This window comes from Pseudomonas sp. 4CAES_32.4 (assembly GCF_058136335.1).
On record NZ_CM176882.1, the window covers coordinates 4408819 to 4426770 of the forward strand.

At 59.4% G+C, this 17952-nt stretch carries 20 protein-coding genes; 9 read left to right on the plus strand and 11 right to left on the minus strand.

Going from position 1 to position 17952, the window contains the following annotated elements:
• Positions 1-3: 3 nt before the first annotated feature.
• Entirely contained in the window at positions 4-651 is a 648-nt protein-coding gene (locus AC3Y64_RS19735) for a thiopurine S-methyltransferase (protein ID WP_489984970.1), read from the minus strand.
• A gap of 103 nt (positions 652-754) precedes the next feature.
• Between AC3Y64_RS19735 and AC3Y64_RS19740 the strand changes: the two genes are divergently transcribed.
• Positions 755-1522 carry a DODA-type extradiol aromatic ring-opening family dioxygenase gene (locus AC3Y64_RS19740; RefSeq protein WP_489984971.1) on the plus strand — a complete coding sequence of 256 codons (768 nt, stop codon included), beginning with the start codon at positions 755-757 and terminating at the stop codon, positions 1520-1522.
• A gap of 116 nt (positions 1523-1638) precedes the next feature.
• Here AC3Y64_RS19740 and AC3Y64_RS19745 read toward each other — a convergent pair whose 3' ends face one another.
• Positions 1639-3312 (minus strand): DEAD/DEAH box helicase, encoded by a 1674-nt coding sequence (locus AC3Y64_RS19745; protein ID WP_008088238.1) that lies wholly within the window; start codon positions 3310-3312, stop codon positions 1639-1641.
• A gap of 424 nt (positions 3313-3736) precedes the next feature.
• Here AC3Y64_RS19745 and AC3Y64_RS19750 point away from each other — a divergent pair, with 424 nt between their 5' ends.
• Entirely contained in the window at positions 3737-4528 is a 792-nt protein-coding gene (locus AC3Y64_RS19750) for a crotonase/enoyl-CoA hydratase family protein (protein WP_489984972.1), read from the plus strand.
• A 123-nt stretch (positions 4529-4651) separates the two neighbouring features.
• Here the strand turns inward: AC3Y64_RS19750 and AC3Y64_RS19755 are convergent, their stop codons facing one another.
• Complete coding sequence (locus AC3Y64_RS19755) at positions 4652-5407, minus strand: spermidine synthase (RefSeq protein WP_489984973.1); 756 nt, start codon at positions 5405-5407, stop codon at positions 4652-4654.
• A gap of 150 nt (positions 5408-5557) precedes the next feature.
• Between AC3Y64_RS19755 and AC3Y64_RS19760 the strand changes: the two genes are divergently transcribed.
• On the plus strand, positions 5558-6904 hold the full coding sequence (locus tag AC3Y64_RS19760) for a class II 3-deoxy-7-phosphoheptulonate synthase (protein WP_489984974.1): 1347 nt from the start codon (positions 5558-5560) through the stop codon (positions 6902-6904).
• Between the two features lie 133 nt (positions 6905-7037).
• Here the strand turns inward: AC3Y64_RS19760 and AC3Y64_RS19765 are convergent, their stop codons facing one another.
• Positions 7038-8264 carry a winged helix-turn-helix domain-containing protein gene (locus tag AC3Y64_RS19765; protein ID WP_489984975.1) on the minus strand — a complete coding sequence of 409 codons (1227 nt, stop codon included), beginning with the start codon at positions 8262-8264 and terminating at the stop codon, positions 7038-7040.
• Between the two features lie 64 nt (positions 8265-8328).
• A complete protein-coding gene (locus AC3Y64_RS19770; RefSeq protein ID WP_122592284.1) occupies positions 8329-8544 on the minus strand; it encodes a DUF1127 domain-containing protein in 216 nt (71 codons plus the stop codon).
• 96 nt (positions 8545-8640) lie between these two features.
• On the opposite strand from AC3Y64_RS19770, the gene AC3Y64_RS19775 reads away from it, so the two are divergent.
• Positions 8641-9495 carry a LysR substrate-binding domain-containing protein gene (locus tag AC3Y64_RS19775; RefSeq protein ID WP_172680137.1) on the plus strand — a complete coding sequence of 285 codons (855 nt, stop codon included), beginning with the start codon at positions 8641-8643 and terminating at the stop codon, positions 9493-9495.
• Here the strand turns inward: AC3Y64_RS19775 and AC3Y64_RS19780 are convergent.
• Positions 9485-10234 carry a sulfite exporter TauE/SafE family protein gene (locus tag AC3Y64_RS19780; RefSeq protein WP_489984976.1) on the minus strand — a complete coding sequence of 250 codons (750 nt, stop codon included), beginning with the start codon at positions 10232-10234 and terminating at the stop codon, positions 9485-9487. The two genes, AC3Y64_RS19775 and AC3Y64_RS19780, sit on opposite strands and share 11 nt — an antisense overlap.
• 108 nt (positions 10235-10342) lie before the next feature.
• On the opposite strand from AC3Y64_RS19780, the gene AC3Y64_RS19785 reads away from it, so the two are divergent.
• From AC3Y64_RS19785 to AC3Y64_RS19795, 3 genes are all read left to right on the plus strand, one after another.
• Positions 10343-11299, plus strand: a complete 957-nt coding sequence (locus AC3Y64_RS19785) for a LysR family transcriptional regulator (RefSeq protein ID WP_489984977.1) — start codon at positions 10343-10345, stop codon at positions 11297-11299.
• 72 nt (positions 11300-11371) lie between these two features.
• On the plus strand, positions 11372-11827 hold the full coding sequence (locus AC3Y64_RS19790) for a MarR family winged helix-turn-helix transcriptional regulator (protein ID WP_489988004.1): 456 nt from the start codon (positions 11372-11374) through the stop codon (positions 11825-11827).
• A 242-nt stretch (positions 11828-12069) separates the two neighbouring features.
• The gene (locus tag AC3Y64_RS19795) at positions 12070-12489 is read left to right on the plus strand and encodes an organic hydroperoxide resistance protein (RefSeq protein WP_034155242.1); all 420 of its coding nucleotides are present in this window, start codon (positions 12070-12072) and stop codon (positions 12487-12489) included.
• Between the two features lie 74 nt (positions 12490-12563).
• On the opposite strand, the gene AC3Y64_RS19800 is transcribed toward AC3Y64_RS19795, so the two are convergent.
• Together AC3Y64_RS19800 and earP are read right to left on the minus strand one after the other, a co-directional pair.
• Positions 12564-13133, minus strand: coding sequence for an elongation factor P (locus tag AC3Y64_RS19800; protein ID WP_158959305.1), 570 nt, complete (start codon positions 13131-13133; stop codon positions 12564-12566).
• Positions 13134-13181: 48 nt separating this feature from the next.
• The gene (earP, locus tag AC3Y64_RS19805; RefSeq protein WP_489984978.1) at positions 13182-14324 is read right to left on the minus strand and encodes an elongation factor P maturation arginine rhamnosyltransferase EarP; all 1143 of its coding nucleotides are present in this window, start codon (positions 14322-14324) and stop codon (positions 13182-13184) included.
• A 124-nt stretch (positions 14325-14448) separates the two neighbouring features.
• On the opposite strand from earP, the gene AC3Y64_RS19810 reads away from it, so the two are divergent.
• Positions 14449-14862, plus strand: coding sequence for a hypothetical protein (locus AC3Y64_RS19810; RefSeq protein ID WP_489984979.1), 414 nt, complete (start codon positions 14449-14451; stop codon positions 14860-14862).
• A gap of 2 nt (positions 14863-14864) precedes the next feature.
• Entirely contained in the window at positions 14865-15347 is a 483-nt protein-coding gene (locus AC3Y64_RS19815; RefSeq protein ID WP_489984980.1) for a GreA/GreB family elongation factor, read from the plus strand.
• Between the two features lie 9 nt (positions 15348-15356).
• On the opposite strand, the gene cysB is transcribed toward AC3Y64_RS19815, so the two are convergent.
• From cysB to AC3Y64_RS19830, 3 genes are all read right to left on the minus strand, one after another.
• A complete protein-coding gene (cysB, locus tag AC3Y64_RS19820) occupies positions 15357-16331 on the minus strand; it encodes an HTH-type transcriptional regulator CysB (RefSeq protein WP_007908591.1) in 975 nt (324 codons plus the stop codon).
• 113 nt (positions 16332-16444) lie between these two features.
• Positions 16445-16948, minus strand: coding sequence for a universal stress protein (locus tag AC3Y64_RS19825; protein ID WP_122591981.1), 504 nt, complete (start codon positions 16946-16948; stop codon positions 16445-16447).
• Between the two features lie 98 nt (positions 16949-17046).
• Positions 17047-17952 (minus strand): 5'-nucleotidase, encoded by a 906-nt coding sequence (locus AC3Y64_RS19830; RefSeq protein ID WP_489984981.1) that lies wholly within the window; start codon positions 17950-17952, stop codon positions 17047-17049.

Genomic DNA, 17952 nt, shown 5'->3' on the forward strand with positions numbered 1-17952 from the left:
GAACTATCGGGATGAAACGCGGTAAACCCGCTCTTCCAACCGAGTAACGCCCGCCTGCAAGAACCTGCCACTCTCCGCCAGCACATCCTGCTCTTCCAGCACCTGCAACGCCCATCCATCCCCCAGCAATCGCTGCACCTCATCATCCCCCACCGCAAACGGCGGCCCGGGCATCTGCGCCTGGTCGTAATCCAGCGTAATCAGCAACCCTTGCAAACCCAGTGGCAGAATCTGCTGAAGATGCGCCGCATAGCGCTCGCGCATTGGTGGCGGCAAGGCGATCAGCGCTGCCCGGTCATACAGCGCCGCGCAGTCAGCCACATCGCTCGCGGTCAGCGCGAAGAAGTCACCACACCAAAGCTCGATGGCAGCGCTGCGATAGACCTTGAACACACCCTCTTCGCTGATCTGTGGCTTAATCTGCTGCTCGCTGAAAAAATCCTCGATGGCCTTGTCGGACAGTTCAATCCCCAATACCTGATGACCGCGCTCTGCCAGCCAAGCCAGATCCAGACTTTTCCCACACAAAGGCACGAGCACTCGCGCCGCTGCCGGCACCGCCCAGTGTCGCTGCAAATACGGATTGACGTCCGCCAAGTGAAAACCGATCTGCCCCGAATCCCACTTCTTGTGCCAAAACTCAGGCTGCATGCCTTTCTCCTAATAATTCGATCAAAAAGCGTTAAAACTTATATTAGATTTAGATCAATGAACTGACTGAAGATGAATCATCTTAACGCTCAGGAACCCGTCCATGTTTCCCAGCCTGTTTATCTCCCATGGCTCGCCCATGCTCGCTCTCGAACCCGGCGCCAGTGGCCCGGCGCTGGCGCGGCTTGCAGCCGAACTACCGAAACCCAAAGCCATCGTGATCGTCTCCGCCCATTGGGAGAGCCACGAACTGTTGGTCAGCAGCAACGCGCAGCCGGAAACCTGGCACGACTTCGGCGGTTTTCCCCGCGCCTTGTTTGAAGTGCAGTACCCGGCGCCGGGCGATCCGCAGTTGGCCGCCGAGGTGGCTGATCTGCTGACCGCCAGCAACCTGCCCGCACGCCTCGACCCGCAGCGACCGTTTGATCATGGTGTATGGGTGCCGTTGTCGTTGATGTATCCGCAAGCGGATATTCCAGTGGTGCAAGTTTCGCTGCCGAGCCGTGCTGGCCCGGCACTGCAAACCCGTGTCGGCCGAGCGCTGGCGAGCCTGCGCAATCAAGGTATTTTGCTGATCGGCTCCGGCAGCATCACCCACAACCTGCGCGAACTGGACTGGCACGCCGGGCCGGAAAGTGTCGAGCCTTGGGCAAGAGACTTCCGTGACTGGGTGATCGACAAGCTCGCAGCCGATGACGAGGCGGCGCTGCATGATTATCGCCAACAGGCGCCGAATGCGTTGCGCAGCCATCCGAGCGATGAGCATTTGTTGCCGTTGTATTTTGCCCGTGGCACCGGAGGTGAGTTCAGCGTGGCGCACAAGGGATTCACGATGGGGGCGCTGGGTATGGATATCTATCGCTTCGGTTGACGTCATCGCTGGCAAGCCAGCTCCCACAGGACTGGGTGTGAACCCAAATCGCAGGCAAAAAAATCCCCGAACCAGTCGGGGATTTTTTATGTGCGATCAATCAGCCCAAGGGCGGATCAATCTTCGCGGTAGCGACGCAGTTTCAGCTGCTTACCGGCAACGCGAGTGTCCTTCAGTTTGGTCAGGAGTTTGTCCAGACCATCTTCCGGCAGCTCGACGAGGCTGAAGCTGTCACGCACCTGGATGCGACCGATCGCTTCACGGGCCAGACCGCCTTCGTTGAGGATGGCGCCCAGCAGGTTTTTCGCAGCGATACCGTCACGCGCGCCCAGCGCGGTGCGGCAACGAGCACGGCCTTCGCCCAGAGGCATTGGCGCGCGACGCTCGCGGTCACCACGATCAGGACGATCACCGGTGCGCTCAGGACGGTCGCCACGCGGTGCGTTGTTCGGCACCAGTGGACGTTCCTTCTCGATGGCAGCCAGGTTCAGCGCTTGACCGTTGGTGGCTTTGCGCAGCAGCGCAGCGGCCAGAGCACGCGGGGTGCAGCCGATGTCTGCAGTCAGACGATCGAGCAGCTCACCGTGAGTCGACTCGGCATCAGCAACCAGCGGCGACAGGCTGTTGGTCAGTTTCTTGATGCGCGCATCGAGAACAGCCTGAGCATCCGGCAGGCGGACTTCAGCGACTTTCTGACCGGTTACACGCTCGATCACTTGCAGCATGCGGCGCTCACGTGGAGTCACCAGCAGCAGTGCACGACCTTCGCGACCGGCACGGCCAGTACGGCCGATACGGTGAACGTAGGATTCCGGGTCGTACGGCATGTCAACGTTGAATACGTGAGTGATGCGCGGAACGTCCAGACCACGAGCAGCAACGTCGGTCGCGACAACGATGTCCAAACGGCCATCTTTCAGCGAGTCGATCACGCGCTCACGCTGGTTCTGGGCGATGTCGCCGTTCAGCGCCGCGGCTTTGTAGCCTTTGGCGTCGAGGGCGCTGGCCAGATCCAGGGTCGCTTGCTTGGTGCGCACGAACATGATCAGAGCGTCGAAATCTTCCACTTCCAGCAAGCTGAGAACGGCGGAAGTCTTCTGGTCAGCGTGAACCAACAGGTGAGCCTGTTCGATCGCGGTAACGGTCTGGGTCTTGGTCTGGATCTTCACGTGTTGCGGATCGCGCAGATGGCGTTCGGCAATGGCGCGGATCGACTGCGGCAGGGTAGCCGAGAACAAAACGGTCTGACGGGTCGCTGGCAGAGCCTTGAAGATGACTTCCAGGTCATCCATGAAGCCCAGTTTCAACATTTCGTCAGCTTCGTCGAGAACCAGGTGGTTCACGGTCGACAGGACTTTTTCGTCACGACGCAGGTGGTCGCACAGACGGCCCGGAGTGGCGACAACGATCTGTGCGCCATTACGGATTGCTTTCAGCTGTGGGCCCATCGGCGCGCCGCCGTAAACGGCCACAACGGTAACGCCCGGCATTTGCTTGGCGTAGGTTTCAAAAGCGGTTGCTACTTGCAGCGCCAACTCACGAGTTGGCGCCAGGATCAGGGCTTGCGGTTCGCGCTTGGCAGGATCGATGCGGTGCAGAATAGGCAGTGCGAACGCGGCGGTTTTACCAGTACCGGTTTGCGCCTGACCAATCATGTCCTGGCCGGCCATGATGATCGGGATCGATTGCTGCTGAATCGCCGAAGGCTCTTCGTAGCCGGTCGCTGCGACGGCTGCAAGAATATTCGGGTTAAGATTAAAAGCGGCGAATCCGCCGGTTTCCTGGGTCATGGGTCTGCCTCTAAGTGCATCCGCAAAGACCCATGCTCCAAAGCTGCGCATGCCGTGTTGAGACTCAAGAGTCGCCCTGGCAGCTTTGTCGGCGGGGATTTGCGAAAACGAATGAATGAAAAAAAAGAATCGTCCGGGAAGAGCCCGCAATGCGGACGTGCAGCCGAAGCTGACTTCGGGGAATTGCGCTACCTAAACGCGGCCCGGTTAAAGGCCGGCGCGCACTATACCGGATTTTGCCCGAAAAGGGAGCTTTTTTTATCGTCTGAATGCGTGTGTCACCGCTGTGTAACGGGGTTTTGCGGATAATCGCGTCAAGGTCTATTTTTCAAAGGCCCGGCCCTGCGGGCGATGACGCTTAAACGATTCATCGACATGCGGCATACCGTCGCTGCACCCGCCCTTCCCGCCCGAGGATTTTGCCATGAATCAGCCCTGCTCCGGCCGCGTCAGCCGTGAACGCCGTGGTCACGTCCATTTGATTGGCCTGGACCGAGCGGCCAAGCGCAATGCGTTCGACCTCGACCTGCTCAATGACCTGAGCCTGGCCTACGGCGAGTTCGAGGCCGACAGAGAAGCCCGGGTGGCGGTGGTATTCGGTCATGGCGAACACTTTACCGCTGGCCTGGATCTGGTGAACGCCAGCTCGGCACTGGCCGAAGGCTGGCAGGTTCCGACCGGCGGTTGCGATCCCTGGGGCGTTTTCGTCGGCCCGCGAGTGAGCAAACCGGTGATTGTCGCCGCCCAAGGTTACTGCCTGACCATCGGCATCGAGTTGATGCTGGCCGCTGATATAAACCTGTGCGCCAGCAATACCCGCTTCGCGCAAATGGAAGTGCAGCGTGGGATCTTTCCTTTTGGCGGAGCGACTTTGCGCTTTCATCAGATGGCGGGTTGGGGCAATGCGATGCGCTGGTTGCTGACCGGCGATGAGTTTGATGCCCACGATGCGTTGCACTTGGGCTTGGTGCAAGAAGTGATGGCCAGTGAGGATTTGCTGCCACGGGCGATTGAGCTGGCCGAGCGGATTGCCCGGCAGGCACCGCTGGGGGTGCAGGCGACGTTGATGTCGGCGCGGCAGGCGCGATATGAAGGTGAGACAGCGGCGGCGCAAGGATTGCCGGCGTTGGTGAAGAAGTTGCTGGCGAGTGAGGATGCCCAGGAGGGGGTTCGGTCGCTGGTGGAGCGGCGCCCGGGCGTCTTCAAAGGGATCTGAAATATTCGCGGGCCATGAGGCCGCCATCGCTAGCAGGGCTAGCTCCCTCAGTGGATTTTTGTCGTACACAAACCCATGTGGGAGCCAGCCCTGCTGGCGATGAGGCCAGTACCGTCGAAGCGATTACGTCGCCGGACGAATACTGTTGATCAACGACTGCAACGAATACCCCAACTTCGGCGCCAGGGCTTCGGCCCGTGCGGTCAGCGCCTGCATGTCCAGCACCTGATCGAGATCCGCCGGGACAATCAGGATCACATTGCCCTCCTTCACCGGCAGCTCCCAATAGTGCCGGTGATAGAGACCACGCAACAACGCCGCGCCCAGCGGCTTGCCGTCATCGGTGGCCCACTGGTTGATCACCAGCCAGCCGCCCGGATTCAAGCGCTTTTGGCAATCACCGAGAAAACTCCAGGCCAAATGGCCAACGCCCGGGCCGACATCGGTGTACAGGTCGACGAAAATCAGATCCGCAGCCTCAGCGGTCGGCAGCAGTTCAATGGCGTCACCGACGCGAATGTACAAACGCGGATCATCATCCAGGCCCAGGTACTCGATGGCCAGACGCGGCACGTCCGGGCGCAGTTCGATGGCTTCGACATCTTCCAGCGGCAGAAACTTGAGACAGGCCTGGGTAAGCGTACCGGCACCAAGTCCGAGAAACAGCGCACTCTCCGGATGCTCATGGCACAACGCGCCGATCAGCATAGCGCGGGTGTAGTCATATTCCAGCCAGCTCGGGTCAGCGGTGAACACACAGCTCTGCTCAATGGCATCGCCAAATTCGAGAAAGCGGTAGTCGGCCACTTCCAGCACGCGAATCACACCGAACTCATCCTGTACTTCGGCGAGCAGATGCTCGACGCGCTCCTCAGTCATTTCGTCTCCTGATGGTCACCGGGCGCGGTGACGCGATGGCACCGCTGTGGCGCCGTGGCAAAGCGGCGATTGTCGGTGATGGGGCGGGAGCAGGTCACGCACTAATTGCTGCTAACATGGCCTTCCGTGCGTAGAACCTTAGAGACCGTGATGAGCCAACCGTGGAGTCCTGATAGCTGGCGCGCCCTGCCGATCCAGCAACAACCGCAATACCCCGACGCTGCGCACCTGCGCCAGGTCGAGCAAACCCTGGCCAGTTACCCGCCGCTGGTGTTTGCCGGCGAAGCGCGCGAACTGCGCCGACAGTTTGCCGAGGTCACACAGGGCCGGGCGTTCTTGCTTCAGGGTGGCGACTGCGCGGAAAGCTTCGCCGAATTCTCCGCAGCAAAAATTCGCGACACTTTTAAAGTGTTGCTGCAAATGGCGATCGTCATGACCTTCGCTGCCGGTTGCCCGGTGGTCAAGGTCGGGCGCATGGCCGGCCAGTTCGCCAAGCCGCGTTCGGCCAATGACGAAACCATCGATGGCGTGACCCTGCCGGCTTATCGCGGCGACATCGTCAACGGCATCGGCTTCGACGAAAAGAGCCGCGTGCCGGATCCGGAACGTCTGCTGCAGTCCTATCACCAGTCCACCGCCACCCTGAACCTGCTGCGCGCGTTTGCTCAGGGCGGTTTTGCCGACCTGCACCAAGTGCACAAGTGGAACCTCGATTTCATCGCCAACTCGGCGCTGGCCGAGAAGTACAGCCACCTCGCCGACCGCATCGATGAAACCCTGGCGTTCATGCGTGCCTGCGGCATGGACAGTTCGCCGCAGCTGCGCGAGACCAGTTTTTTCACCGCCCACGAAGCGCTGCTGTTGAACTACGAAGAAGCCTTCGTGCGCCGCGACAGCCTGACCAACGATTACTACGATTGCTCGGCGCACATGCTGTGGATCGGCGATCGCACCCGTCAGCTCGACGGCGCGCACGTCGAATTCCTTCGTGGCGTGAACAACCCGATCGGCGTCAAGGTCGGCCCGAGCATGAATCCCGACGACCTGATTCGCCTGATCGACGTGCTCAACCCGGACAACGACCCGGGCCGCCTCAACCTGATCGCGCGGATGGGCGCGAACAAGGTCGGTGATCACCTGCCAGCGCTGATCCGCGCGGTGCAGCGTGAAGGCAAGCAAGTGCTGTGGAGTTCCGACCCGATGCACGGCAACACCATCAAGGCCAGCAGCGGCTACAAGACCCGCGACTTTGCGCAGATCCTCGGTGAAGTTAAACAGTTCTTCCAGGTGCATGAGGCGGAAGGGACTTATGCCGGCGGCATTCACATCGAGATGACAGGGCAAAACGTGACCGAGTGCATTGGTGGTGCGCGACCGATTACCGAAGATGGCTTGTCGGATCGTTATCACACGCACTGTGATCCGCGGATGAATGCTGATCAGTCACTGGAGTTGGCGTTCCTCATCGCTGAGACCCTCAAGCAGGTTAGCCGCTAGAGTTCGATATCTTTATCGCTTGAACCGGCCTCATCGCTGGCAAGCCAGGCTCCCACAGTGACCGCGTCGATCACAAAATCTGTGTAAGACGCAGAACACTGTGGGAGCCTGGCTTGCCAGCGATGGCGTCAGTTCAGTCACAGCCGATCTGCGCCAATGCCATGCGCAACCGCGCCGCACTCTCCCGCTGACAATTCAACTGCACCCGCTCAAGCCCCAGCCATTCCGCCATCTGCTGCAAATTCATGGCCAGCGCCAACATCCCTTGCTCATCCAGCCCTTTTTCCTCCTCGTGCAGCGCATGCACCGCCAGCCGCCCCGATGCGCGCTCGGCACGCAGATCAACCCGCGCGGCAATCCGCTCATTGTGCAAAAACGGCAACACGTAATAGCCGTAAACCCGTTTGTCCTGCGGTGTGTAAATCTCCAGCCGATAACGGAAATCGAACAAGCGCTCGGTACGACTGCGTTCCCAGATCAACGAGTCGAAGGGCGACAGCAGCGCACTGGCGACAACCTTGCGCTGGATTTTCGGCTCCGGCAGGCAATAGGCGATCTGTCGCCAACCTGCGACTTCGCACATCTGCAACTGCCCCGCCTCAACCAATTCCGCCAGACGTGGACGCGCATCCGCCGGGTTCAAACGAAAGTAATCGCGCAGGTCTTTCTCAGTGCCGACGCCCAATGCCTGCGCCGCATGGAGCAACAAGCCACGTTGCGCTTCGGCTTCGTCGGGCATTGCCTGTTGCAGGATCGATGACGGGATCACCCGCTCCGGCAAATCATACAAGCGCTCAAAGCCTCGACGCCCCGCCACGCTCACTTCCCCGGCGGCGAACAACCACTCCAATGCATGTTTCTCGGCGCTCCAGTCCCACCACGGCCCGGCCTTGTCTTCACGGGTCGACAGACTGCCCGCACCGACGGCGCCCTGCGCTTCAACCGAGTTTAAAACCCGGCGAACAACGTCCTGCTGCTCACGACCGAATTTTGCCAGTTGTTGATAAATGTCCTCGCCGCGTTTAGCCCGCTGCATGCGCCAACCCATCAGTGGGTACATCGACAGCGGCAGCAACGATGCTTCGTGCCCCCAATATTCAAACAACGAACGACGACGCCCCGAACTCCAGGCAGCCTGGTCGAGCAAGTCAGAGGAATAGGAACCGAGACGGGAAAACAGCGGCAGATAGTGCGAGCGCACCACGGCGTTGACGGAGTCGATTTGCAGCAGGCCCAGCCGTTCGATCAGCCGGTTGATGTGGGCGGCCTTGACGTTCGGCGGCTGGCGCCCGTTGAACCCTTGGGCTGCCAGCGCCAGACGTCGCGCCTGTTTAAGGGAAAAGGATTCTGTTGCGGGCATGAGCATCTCCTTGTCTGCTCGCAACCTACCTCACCTGAAGTTGGTTTGTGTAGCGTAGCGCCCATCATTTATGCATCGGATCGTCCCAGAACGGCCGCACGGCTTCGTGTTCAACATCGGCACGACTGACCCCGATGTCTTTCAACGCTTCGTCGCTCAGACTGGCCAGCAACTCGCGTTCGCGGTGAAGTTCGTACCAGCGGCTAAACTTGTGCAGCAGATCGGAAACGATATGGCCGCTGTATTTTTCTTCGCTTGCATACTCTCTTTGACCTTTCATCGTGTTGCCCTCCTTGTGGATGGCTCAAGTCTCGCGCCGGCGCTAAGATCAATCCAACGAATGTTTCTGATGGCATGCATCACGGAGATTCATCAATTGTCCGCCTACCCCAGTATTGATACCGACGTCCTGCGCACCTTCGTGGCGATTGCCGATCAGGGCGGTTTCACCCGTGCCGGCGAAATGGTCAACCGCACGCAATCAGCGGTGAGCATGCAGATGAAGCGTCTGGAAGAGGACGTGTTGCAGCGTCAGTTGTTCGAGCGTGATGGACGTCAGGTACGCCTCACAGCTGAGGGCCAGGTGCTGCTCGGTTACGCCCGACGCATTCTCAAGTTGCACAGCGAAGTGTTCAACACGTTGCGCGAGCCGCACATGGTCGGCACCGTGCGCATCGGCACGCCGGATGATTACGTGATGCGTTTTCTGCCGGGGATCCTGTCGCGGTTTGCGCAGTTCTATCCGCTGATCCAGATCGAGGTGCACTGCGAGTCGACCAAACAACTGTTGCAGCGCACCGATCTCGACTTGTCGATCGTCACCCGTGAGCCGGGCAACGAGATCGGCCAATTGCTGCGCAAGGAGCGTTTCGTCTGGGCCGAGGCGCAGAACTTCAGCGCCCACGAACAAACGCCGCTGCCGCTGGCGATGTTCAACAGTGATTGCTTCTGCCGTTTATGGGCGTGTAATGCGCTGGATGCGATGGGCCGCGACTATCGCATCGCCTACAACAGCACCAGCCTGTCGGCGCTGATGGCCGTGGTCAGCGCGGGTCTGGCGATCACCGCGCAACTGGAAAGTCTGATTACTCCGGACATGCGCATTCTTGGCGCCGACCAAGACCTGCCGTTGCTGCCGGAAGCGAGCATCATGCTGGTGCGCAACCTGAACAATCCGTCGCCGATCACCGAGTGCCTGGCCGAGCACATCGTCGAAGGTTTTAAACTTTAAACGCGAGCATCACCGCACACAGCACCAGAAAACCGCAGAACAGCCCGCGCAGGATTTTTTCCGGCATGGCGTGGGCGACTTTCACGCCCCAACTGATGCTGGCCAGACCCCCGATGGCCAGCGGCAGGCCGATCATCCAATCCACTTCGTGATGCACCGCATACGTCACCAGCGTCACGCCGGTGCTCGGCAACGCCAGCGCCAGCGATAAGCCCTGAGCGACCACCTGCGTGGTGCCGAACAGACTGGTCAGCACCGGCGTTGCGACCACTGCCCCACCGACACCGAACAATCCGCCCATGGTGCCGGACGCCGCGCCGAGCACGCCGAGCCATGGCCACGAATAGCGCATCTCGGACGTCGCGGCGGGTTGCCGGCCAAACATCTTCAACAGGTTGTAGACCGACAGCACCACGAGGAAGGCGACGAAACCGATCCGCATGGTTTGCGCGTCGATGCCGACGGCCCAGATCGAACCGATCCAGGCAAAACAGAATCCCATCACCGCCAACGGCAATGCGTGACGCAATTCAATGCGATTGCGTTGGTGGTAGCGCCACAGCGCCAACATCACATTGGGCACGACCATGACCAGCGCCGTGCCTTGGGCGATCTGTTGATCCAGCCCGAACCACACGCCGAGCAGCGGAATGGCAATCAGGCCACCGCCGATACCGAAGATGCCGCCAAGTGTGCCGAGAGCAGCGCCGAACAGCAGGTACAACAAAAACTCCATCACAGCCAAATTCCTCTCACGTCAGACTATTCATCCTACGCAGTCGTGGCTGGCGGGGAAACGCATAGCAACGCACAATGGTTGTGCTGATTTCGCACAGGCATCGCGTTCATGAATCCCAATCAATTGACTGACCAACTCGGATTGTTTCTCGATGTGTTGGAAAGCGGCAGTTTTTCCGCCGCTTCGCGTCGCCATCCGCTGACACCCTCGGCAGTGGCGCGACGGATCGACAGCCTGGAGAGCGCCGTCGGCAGCCAGTTATTCATCCGCACGACTCACGCCGTTCGCGCCACTCCCGCCGGTCTGGCGTTTGCCGACCGCGCCCGGCGAATCGTTGCCGAGTTGCAACTGGCTCGCGCCGAAGCAGTGTCCCTCAGCAGCGCACCCGAGGGCTTGATTCGCATAGATGCGCCAGCGGCGTTTGGGCGGCGACATCTGGCGCCGGTGATTGCCGACTTTCTGGTCTTATACCCCGGGCTCGACGTGCAACTGCATTTGATCGACAGCTTCGTCGATATGGCCGGTTCCAACCTGGGCAAAGTCGATCTGGTTCTGCGTGCTGGGCAAATGGCCGATACGCGATTGGTCGCGACACCATTGGCGAGCATGGTGCGCATCGCCTGCGCCAGCCCCGATTACCTCAAGCGGCGTGGCATCCCGAGTCATCCTGCGCAATTGAATGAGCATGACGGCCTGGACTGGGAAGGCCTCGCCCCGCCCTTCGCCTGGCGATTCGAACTGGATGGACAGTTGGAATTGCACCGACCGGCACGGATTCGCATGAGCGCCAACAACGCCGAGGCGCTGGTCTGTGGTGCTCTGGCCGGATTGGGGATCGCGCATCTGCCGACCTGGCTGGCCAGCGAATATTTGCTGCGCGGGGAACTGCTGCCGTTGTTTTGCGAAAAAGGCCTGCCGAAACCCGAGTCCACTGGCATTTACGCACTGCGAATGGAACAGCAGACCAACTCACGCAGCCGTTTGCTGCTGGAATATCTCAAGACCCGCTTCAGCCCTGTACCACCCTGGGATCTGGCGCTGCAGCGGGACTTGGCTCGCCACTAGTGCCGGAGAATTATCTGGCGCATTAAAGATTCGGGCGCTAGATTCATGACCATCACCGATCAAGGCTTTGACATGACTTCCGAACGCGACACCTGCGACGACCTGCTACTGGATAACCAGGCCTGCTTCGCCCTGCACTCCACCTCGCTGATGATGACCAAAGTCTACAAACCACTGCTGCAAGCACTGGGCCTGACCTACCCGCAATATCTGGCGATGATGGTGTTGTGGGAGAAGGATGGTTTGACGGTGGGAGAAATCAGCACGCGATTGCTGACGGATCCGGGGTCGCTGACGCCACTGCTCAAGCGCCTGGAAGGTGAAGGCTTATTGAGCCGTACGCGTAGCCGGGACGATGAGCGGGTCGTCATCGTCGAACTGACTGCCAAGGGGCGTGAGCTCAAAGAGAGAGCCCAAACCGTTCCGCAATGCATTCTCGGCGCCAGCGGTTTCTCCATCGAACGCCTGCAAAACCTGCAAACAGAACTACAAGCACTGCGCAGTAACCTCCAACAAAGCCTCACCTGACTGCACCCTCTCTCCCTGTAGGAGCTGCGGCACGCTGCGATCTTTTGACCTTGGTTTTTAAGATCAAAAGATCGCAGCGTGCCGCAGCTCCTACAAGTGTTTCAGCCAATCTTCGCCAATCAACGCGAATTATTCTTTAAAATTTATATTGCGCACTAAATATTCATGCGATACATTCACCTCGTACTTACTTAGCGCGCAAACAATTAGCGCAACACATCACACCCTACGAGGCTCACACCATGCAAACTCTCTACACTGCAATCGCTACTTCCACCGGCGGCCGTGATGGTCGTGCGATCTCCAGCGACAACATCCTCGACGTCAAACTCGCCACCCCGAAAGAACTCGGCGGTGCGGGTGGCGCGGCGACCAACCCTGAGCAGTTGTTCGCGGCTGGCTACTCGGCCTGCTTCATTGGCGCGCTGAAATTCGTGGCCAGCCAGACCAAACGCAAAATCCCCGACGACGCGTCGATTACCGCCCACGTCGGTATCGGCCAGATTCCCGGCGGATTCGGTCTGGACATCGACCTGCACATCAGCCTGCCGGGTCTGGAACAGGCCGACGCACAATCGTTGGTCGACGCAGCCCATCAGGTCTGCCCGTACTCCAACGCCACCCGTGGCAATGTTGATGTGCGACTGCACGTTACTGTTTGAAGCCATACGCAAATCGCAGGCACAAAAAAGCCCGACTCGATGGTCGGGCTTTTTCTTTCCGCAAAAAGCAGTGCTTATTTGGCACGGCCTTTGTAGGAACCGCCTTCGCGGGTGTCGATCTCGATCTTGTCACCGATTTCGATGAAGTCAGCAACCTGCAGCTCAGTACCGTTGGCCAGCTTGGCTGGCTTCATGACTTTGCCGGAAGTGTCGCCGCGAGCCGAACCTTCGGTGTAGTCAACTACACGCACGATGGTGGTCGGCAGCTCTACGGAAACCAGACGCTCTTCGAAGAATACGGCTTCGCAAACGTCGGTCATGCCTTCTTCCACGAATGGCAGAACGGCTTCGATGTCTTCAGCGTTCAGCTCGTACATGGTGTAGTCGGTGGTGTCCATGAACGTGTAAGAGTCACCGCTGATGAAAGACAGGGTGGCTTCTTTGCGATCCAGGATCACGTCGTCCAGTTTGTCGTCCGCACCGTAAACGGTTTCGGTCTTGTAACCGGTCAGCAGGTTCTTCAGCTTGGTCTTCATGATCGCGCTGTTACGGCCCGACTTGGTGAATTCAGCTTTCTGAACCAGCCAAGGATCGTTGTCGATACGGATCACGGTACCGGGTTTGAGTTCTTTACCAGTTTTCATTGCGAATATCCGAATTTGGATGGGATTTACAAAAATCTAGGCCGCGTATCATATCCAATTTAGGTAAAACTGTACCAGCGCTGCGGCAAGATCGGCCTGCAAGCCTTGTTCCAGACACCATGCTTCGGCATTTTCCTGCAGTTCTGGCCAATGATTACGGGCCGCGAGCCAGTGTTCACCGATCGGCTGACCGGCGCTCCAGGCCCGCCACAGACCGTTCATCGCCTCGGCAGCCGCCGGCGAGAGCCCTTTCGTATAGAGCGCGAGGAAGGCGTCGAGCTTGTCCAGATGGATGTCTTCGTCCTGCTGGTAGATGTGCCAGAGCATCGGCCGCCCCGCCCATTGCGCGCGAACGAACGAATCTTCACCGCGCACCGCGTTGAAATCGCAGCACCATAGCAACTGATCGTATTGATCCTGTCGGACGAACGGCAGCACTTGAACGGTCAGAGCCTGGCGGACATGAATGGCTCCGACTGTCAGGGTTTCCACCCCGAGCCAGCGCGCCACGTCACCGAGAATCCGCCCCTCCGGCACCAGCAAGTGAGTCGGCGTGGTGTCCGCCGACAATACGTCCAGCCAACTGGCCAGCCCGGCATTCTCGTAGGCAAACAGCGAAATCAGCTGCGCATCCGCGGCGCGATCGATTCCCAGACCTTGCAGGAATTGTCGCTGCGCCTCGGCATCCTGTTGAAACTGCCGACGCTGCTCGAGCAGTCCTCGTTCACGCAGCAGTCCACCAGTGCCCGGTTGAAAGCCCGGAAAGAAGAAGAACTTCTGCACCGATTTGTATTTGACCGACGGCAAACCATGGCAACCGACGACCCAGTCTTCGGCGCTGAGGTAGTCGAGGTTCATCCACAGTGGCGGTTGTTCCCGCGCCGCCATGGCGTCCATGTAATCACCCGGCAACTGACAGGCGAATGCGGCGATCACCACATCCGCCGCCTCTGTGTGCGGCCAATCAGCGGACCAGTGCCGCACATCGACGCCCTGCTGGCATTGCTGCGCGGCATCGATGTCGATCTCGGGGCAGATCCGTTCGAACGCCCGCAGGTCATCGACCCACAAGCGCACATCCAGCCCATGCTCGGCCACCAATTGCCGGGCCAGGCGCCAGGTCACGCCGATGTCGCCATAGTTGTCGACGACGGTGCAAAAAATATCCCAGCGGGTGTTCAGTACCGGCATGCAAATCTCCCGTTGGCAAAAGCACCGATTGTCCGCATAAATCACCTCGCGCAGAAGAGCCGACGGCGATTAATCTTCATGCGACAATCGTCCCTCGTCCGCAATCATTCGCCAGGAGGCAGCCATGCCCTATCGCCCCAACCCGCGTCGCCCCTTGCCTGTTCAGCTTAGCGCGCTGCATTTGACCGGCAGCATTGCCCTGGGCATGTGGCTGGGCTTTCTCGCCATCGCGCTGACCTGCTGGCTGCTTTCGCGCTTTCTGTTTACTGAACAATTGGCACCGGTTGCTCAAGCCGTGCAGCAATTGGCCAATCCGCCAGCGGTTCAGGTGCAGGCACAGCCGGAGATTCCGCCGCAGAGTCCGCTGTTCGATCAGTACGAAGAAAACCTGCGCCGCAATGAGCAACAGCAACGCATGGATCAGGCCCGCAGCAGCATTCGTAACCAGTCGAACCCCAAGTGTCAGTTCTGGTTGCAACAGGATCAGAATGCTCCCAGCGAAAAAAGCCGTGCCAACGTTTTGCAATTCTGCGATTGATCATGAACAAGCACACGGTTCACCAACTGATTCTCGACAAGCTGCGGATCGACCTCGATATTGCCGAACGCGCCGCACAGACCGCCTACGAAACCGCGACCCACGAAGAAAACATCGCCGAAAACAAGTACGACACGCTGGGGCTTGAGGCGTCGTATCTGGCGGCGGGTCAGGCGAAACGGGTTGAGGAAATTCGGCAGTCACTGGCGCTGTGTCAGAACCTGACGCTGCGCGCCTACGATGAAAATCGTGGCATCGAGATCGGCGCCCTGCTCGGTCTGGAGGACGAAAAGGGTCGCGAGCAATGGCTGTTTCTGGCACCGGACGCGGCGGGGCTGAAAGTCGACGTGGTGGGTCAGCCGATTACCGTCATCACCCCGCGCTCGCCGCTGGGCAAAAGCCTGCTGGGCAAGCTCGAGGGCGATGAGGTGGAGATTCTGGTAGCGGGCACCCGGCAACAGTTTGCTGTCACCGAGGTGCTCTGAGACAGCGGATCAGTGAACCGGCAGTTCGACACCGTCGAACAGTTCTTCCAGTTCCTGCTTGTTGTGGCACTGGATAGCTTTGGCCATCACTTCGCGAGTCAGGTGCGGGGCGAACTTCTCGATGAAGTCGCACATGAAACCACGCAGGAAGGTGCCGCGACGGAAACCGATCTTGGTGATGCTCGATTCGAACAGTTCGCTGGCATCCAGCACCACCAGGTCATTATCGAGTTTGGTGTCGACCGCCATTTTCGCCACGATGCCCACGCCCAGCCCCAGACGTACGTAGGTTTTGATCACGTCGGCGTCGGCCGCAGTGAACACCACTTTTGGCGTCAGGCCGCGATGGCTGAAGGCTTCGTCGAGTTTCGAACGACCGGTGAAACCGAACACGTAGGTCACGATCGGGTATTCGGCCAAGGCTTCGAGGGTCAGCTTCGGCAGCTTGGTCAGCGGGTGGCCCTGGGGCACGACCACGCAACGGTTCCAGCGGTAGCACGGCATCATCACCAGATCGCCGAACAACTCCAGCGCTTCGGTGGCGATGGCAAAATCGACGGTGCCGTCAGCGGCCATTTCGGCGATCTGCATCGGCGAACCCTGGTGCATGTGCAGCGCCACGTCAGGGTATTGCTTGATGAAATTGCTGATCACCGGCGGCAGCGCATAACGCGCCTGGGTGTGCGTGGTGGCGATCGACAGGGTGCCTTTCTTCTCGTTGGAGAATTCCTGGGCGATCTGCTTGATGCTTTCTACCTTGCGCAGAATCTCACCAGCAGTGGTGATGATGCGCTCGCCGGCCGGGGTCACCCGGGTCAGGTGCTTGCCACTACGGGCAAACACTTCAACGCCGAGTTCGTCTTCCAGCAGGCGGATCTGTTTACTGATGCCCGGTTGCGAGGTGTAAAGGCTTTGGGCTGTAGCGGAAACGTTGAGGTCGTGGTGCGCCACTTCCCAGATGTAGCGCAATTGTTGAAGCTTCATATGAATCCCTCAAAGCAGGTAGACGCCACGGGCATCAGCGACGGTATATAACTATATTAATGGTTTGAAGAATAAATCTAGAACTTTTTTATCAAAGTGCCATTATTCCCGCTTCAGCGATCCTCCCGCCGCCGACGCTCCACCAGGGGCACCAGATAAACCGGCACCTTGGCCAACTGCAGGACCCGAGCCGCCGTGCGCCCCAACGGCGTTTCCGCGCCCACCCCGTGGCTGTGGCTTCCTACGATCAGCAAATCGACCGAGAGTTTCTGCACCTGGTCGAGAATCACCTGCGACGGATCGCCCTGCACCACGCGCACCGCTCGAATACGTTGCAGATCCTGCTCGCCCTCCTCCCCCAGCTCTTCGCGAAAACTTTCCAGTACCCGCTGCTCGATATTGGCGATGACCGTTTTAAGACCCTGGCTGTGAAATTCGTTCAATGCCTGCTCATCGAGATAGCTCTGCAACACCGATTCGGCAAACAGCCCCATCGGCTCCACCGCGTGTACCACATACAAGTCGGCATTGAACGTCCGCGCCAATGCCAGGGCATGCTGCATCACTAACGGTGCGTACAGACCGAGGTCAGTGGCATACAGCATCGAACGAATCATATGACCTCCTCGCAAGCCAACATGGCGGAGATTTGATTCAGCTTAGCAGTGCCTTGACGACTACGACGTGTGGCGCAACGTCTTGAACCGTTTGGGCTTTAGACCGCTGGTTCGTTGCTGATGCCGTGGGGAACATGGCCAGTGGCAACCACTTCGCGGGCGAGTTCGCAATGGCCGGCCTGATCGTCGAAAAACACGTCGGCAGCGAACGCTTCGAGAAACGCCGATTTGGTCAGGCCACCGAGAAACAAAGACTCATCGAGGCGGATGTCCCATTCGCGCAACGTGCGGATCACCCGTTCATGGGCCGGTGCCGAGCGCGCGGTGACCAGCGCCGTACGGATCGGGCAATCGTCGTCGGGGAACTCCCGCTGGAGCAAATTGAGCGCTGCCAGAAAGCCTTTGAACGGGCCACCGCGCAATGGCTCGCGGGCCGACTCGCGCTCCTTGGCCTGAAACGCTTCCAGCCCACCGGACTGATAGACGCGCTCCGACTCGTCAGAAAAAATCACTGCGTCGCCATCGAAGGCGATACGCAATTCGTCGCTGGCCGCGCGACTGGCGCCACCGGACAGAATCGTCGCAGCGGCGAAACCGGCGTCCAGTGCCGCGCGCACATCCTCGGCATGAGTCGACAGAAACAGGTCGCAGCCGAAGGCTTTCAAATACGGATACGGACTGCGCCCGCCGACAAACGCCGCCCGGGAAATCGCCAGCCCGTAATGGTGAATCGAGTTGAACACGCGCAGCCCGGTGTCGGCGCTATTGCGCGAGACCAGAATCACCTCGACCCGCGCACGGCCGAGGCGACTGTTGAGTGCCAGGAGTTTTTCCACCAGCGGGAATGCATCGCCGGGTGCGAGAATTTCGTCTTCGTGCTCGATCTGATATTGCCGATAGGCTTCGACGCCGCTCGACAGATAGACCTTGTGGCTCTCGCTCAGGTCGAACAGTGCACGCGACGAAATCGCCAGCACCAGTTTGTCATCGATGTTCTTGGCCAT

Coding starts and splice junctions, on each gene's coding strand:
- AC3Y64_RS19735 (WP_489984970.1), bottom strand. CDS start 651: ATGCAGCCTGAGTTTTGGCACAAGAAGTGGGATTCGGGGCAGATCGGT.
- AC3Y64_RS19740 (WP_489984971.1), top strand. CDS start 755: ATGTTTCCCAGCCTGTTTATCTCCCATGGCTCGCCCATGCTCGCTCTC.
- AC3Y64_RS19745 (WP_008088238.1), bottom strand. CDS start 3,312: ATGACCCAGGAAACCGGCGGATTCGCCGCTTTTAATCTTAACCCGAAT.
- AC3Y64_RS19750 (WP_489984972.1), top strand. CDS start 3,737: ATGAATCAGCCCTGCTCCGGCCGCGTCAGCCGTGAACGCCGTGGTCAC.
- AC3Y64_RS19755 (WP_489984973.1), bottom strand. CDS start 5,407: ATGACTGAGGAGCGCGTCGAGCATCTGCTCGCCGAAGTACAGGATGAG.
- AC3Y64_RS19760 (WP_489984974.1), top strand. CDS start 5,558: ATGAGCCAACCGTGGAGTCCTGATAGCTGGCGCGCCCTGCCGATCCAG.
- AC3Y64_RS19765 (WP_489984975.1), bottom strand. CDS start 8,264: ATGCCCGCAACAGAATCCTTTTCCCTTAAACAGGCGCGACGTCTGGCG.
- AC3Y64_RS19770 (WP_122592284.1), bottom strand. CDS start 8,544: ATGAAAGGTCAAAGAGAGTATGCAAGCGAAGAAAAATACAGCGGCCAT.
- AC3Y64_RS19785 (WP_489984977.1), top strand. CDS start 10,343: ATGAATCCCAATCAATTGACTGACCAACTCGGATTGTTTCTCGATGTG.
- AC3Y64_RS19790 (WP_489988004.1), top strand. CDS start 11,372: ATGACTTCCGAACGCGACACCTGCGACGACCTGCTACTGGATAACCAG.
- AC3Y64_RS19795 (WP_034155242.1), top strand. CDS start 12,070: ATGCAAACTCTCTACACTGCAATCGCTACTTCCACCGGCGGCCGTGAT.
- AC3Y64_RS19800 (WP_158959305.1), bottom strand. CDS start 13,133: ATGAAAACTGGTAAAGAACTCAAACCCGGTACCGTGATCCGTATCGAC.
- earP (WP_489984978.1), bottom strand. CDS start 14,324: ATGCCGGTACTGAACACCCGCTGGGATATTTTTTGCACCGTCGTCGAC.
- AC3Y64_RS19810 (WP_489984979.1), top strand. CDS start 14,449: ATGCCCTATCGCCCCAACCCGCGTCGCCCCTTGCCTGTTCAGCTTAGC.
- AC3Y64_RS19815 (WP_489984980.1), top strand. CDS start 14,865: ATGAACAAGCACACGGTTCACCAACTGATTCTCGACAAGCTGCGGATC.
- cysB (WP_007908591.1), bottom strand. CDS start 16,331: ATGAAGCTTCAACAATTGCGCTACATCTGGGAAGTGGCGCACCACGAC.
- AC3Y64_RS19825 (WP_122591981.1), bottom strand. CDS start 16,948: ATGATTCGTTCGATGCTGTATGCCACTGACCTCGGTCTGTACGCACCG.
- AC3Y64_RS19830 (WP_489984981.1), bottom strand. CDS start 17,952: ATGGCCAAGAACATCGATGACAAACTGGTGCTGGCGATTTCGTCGCGT.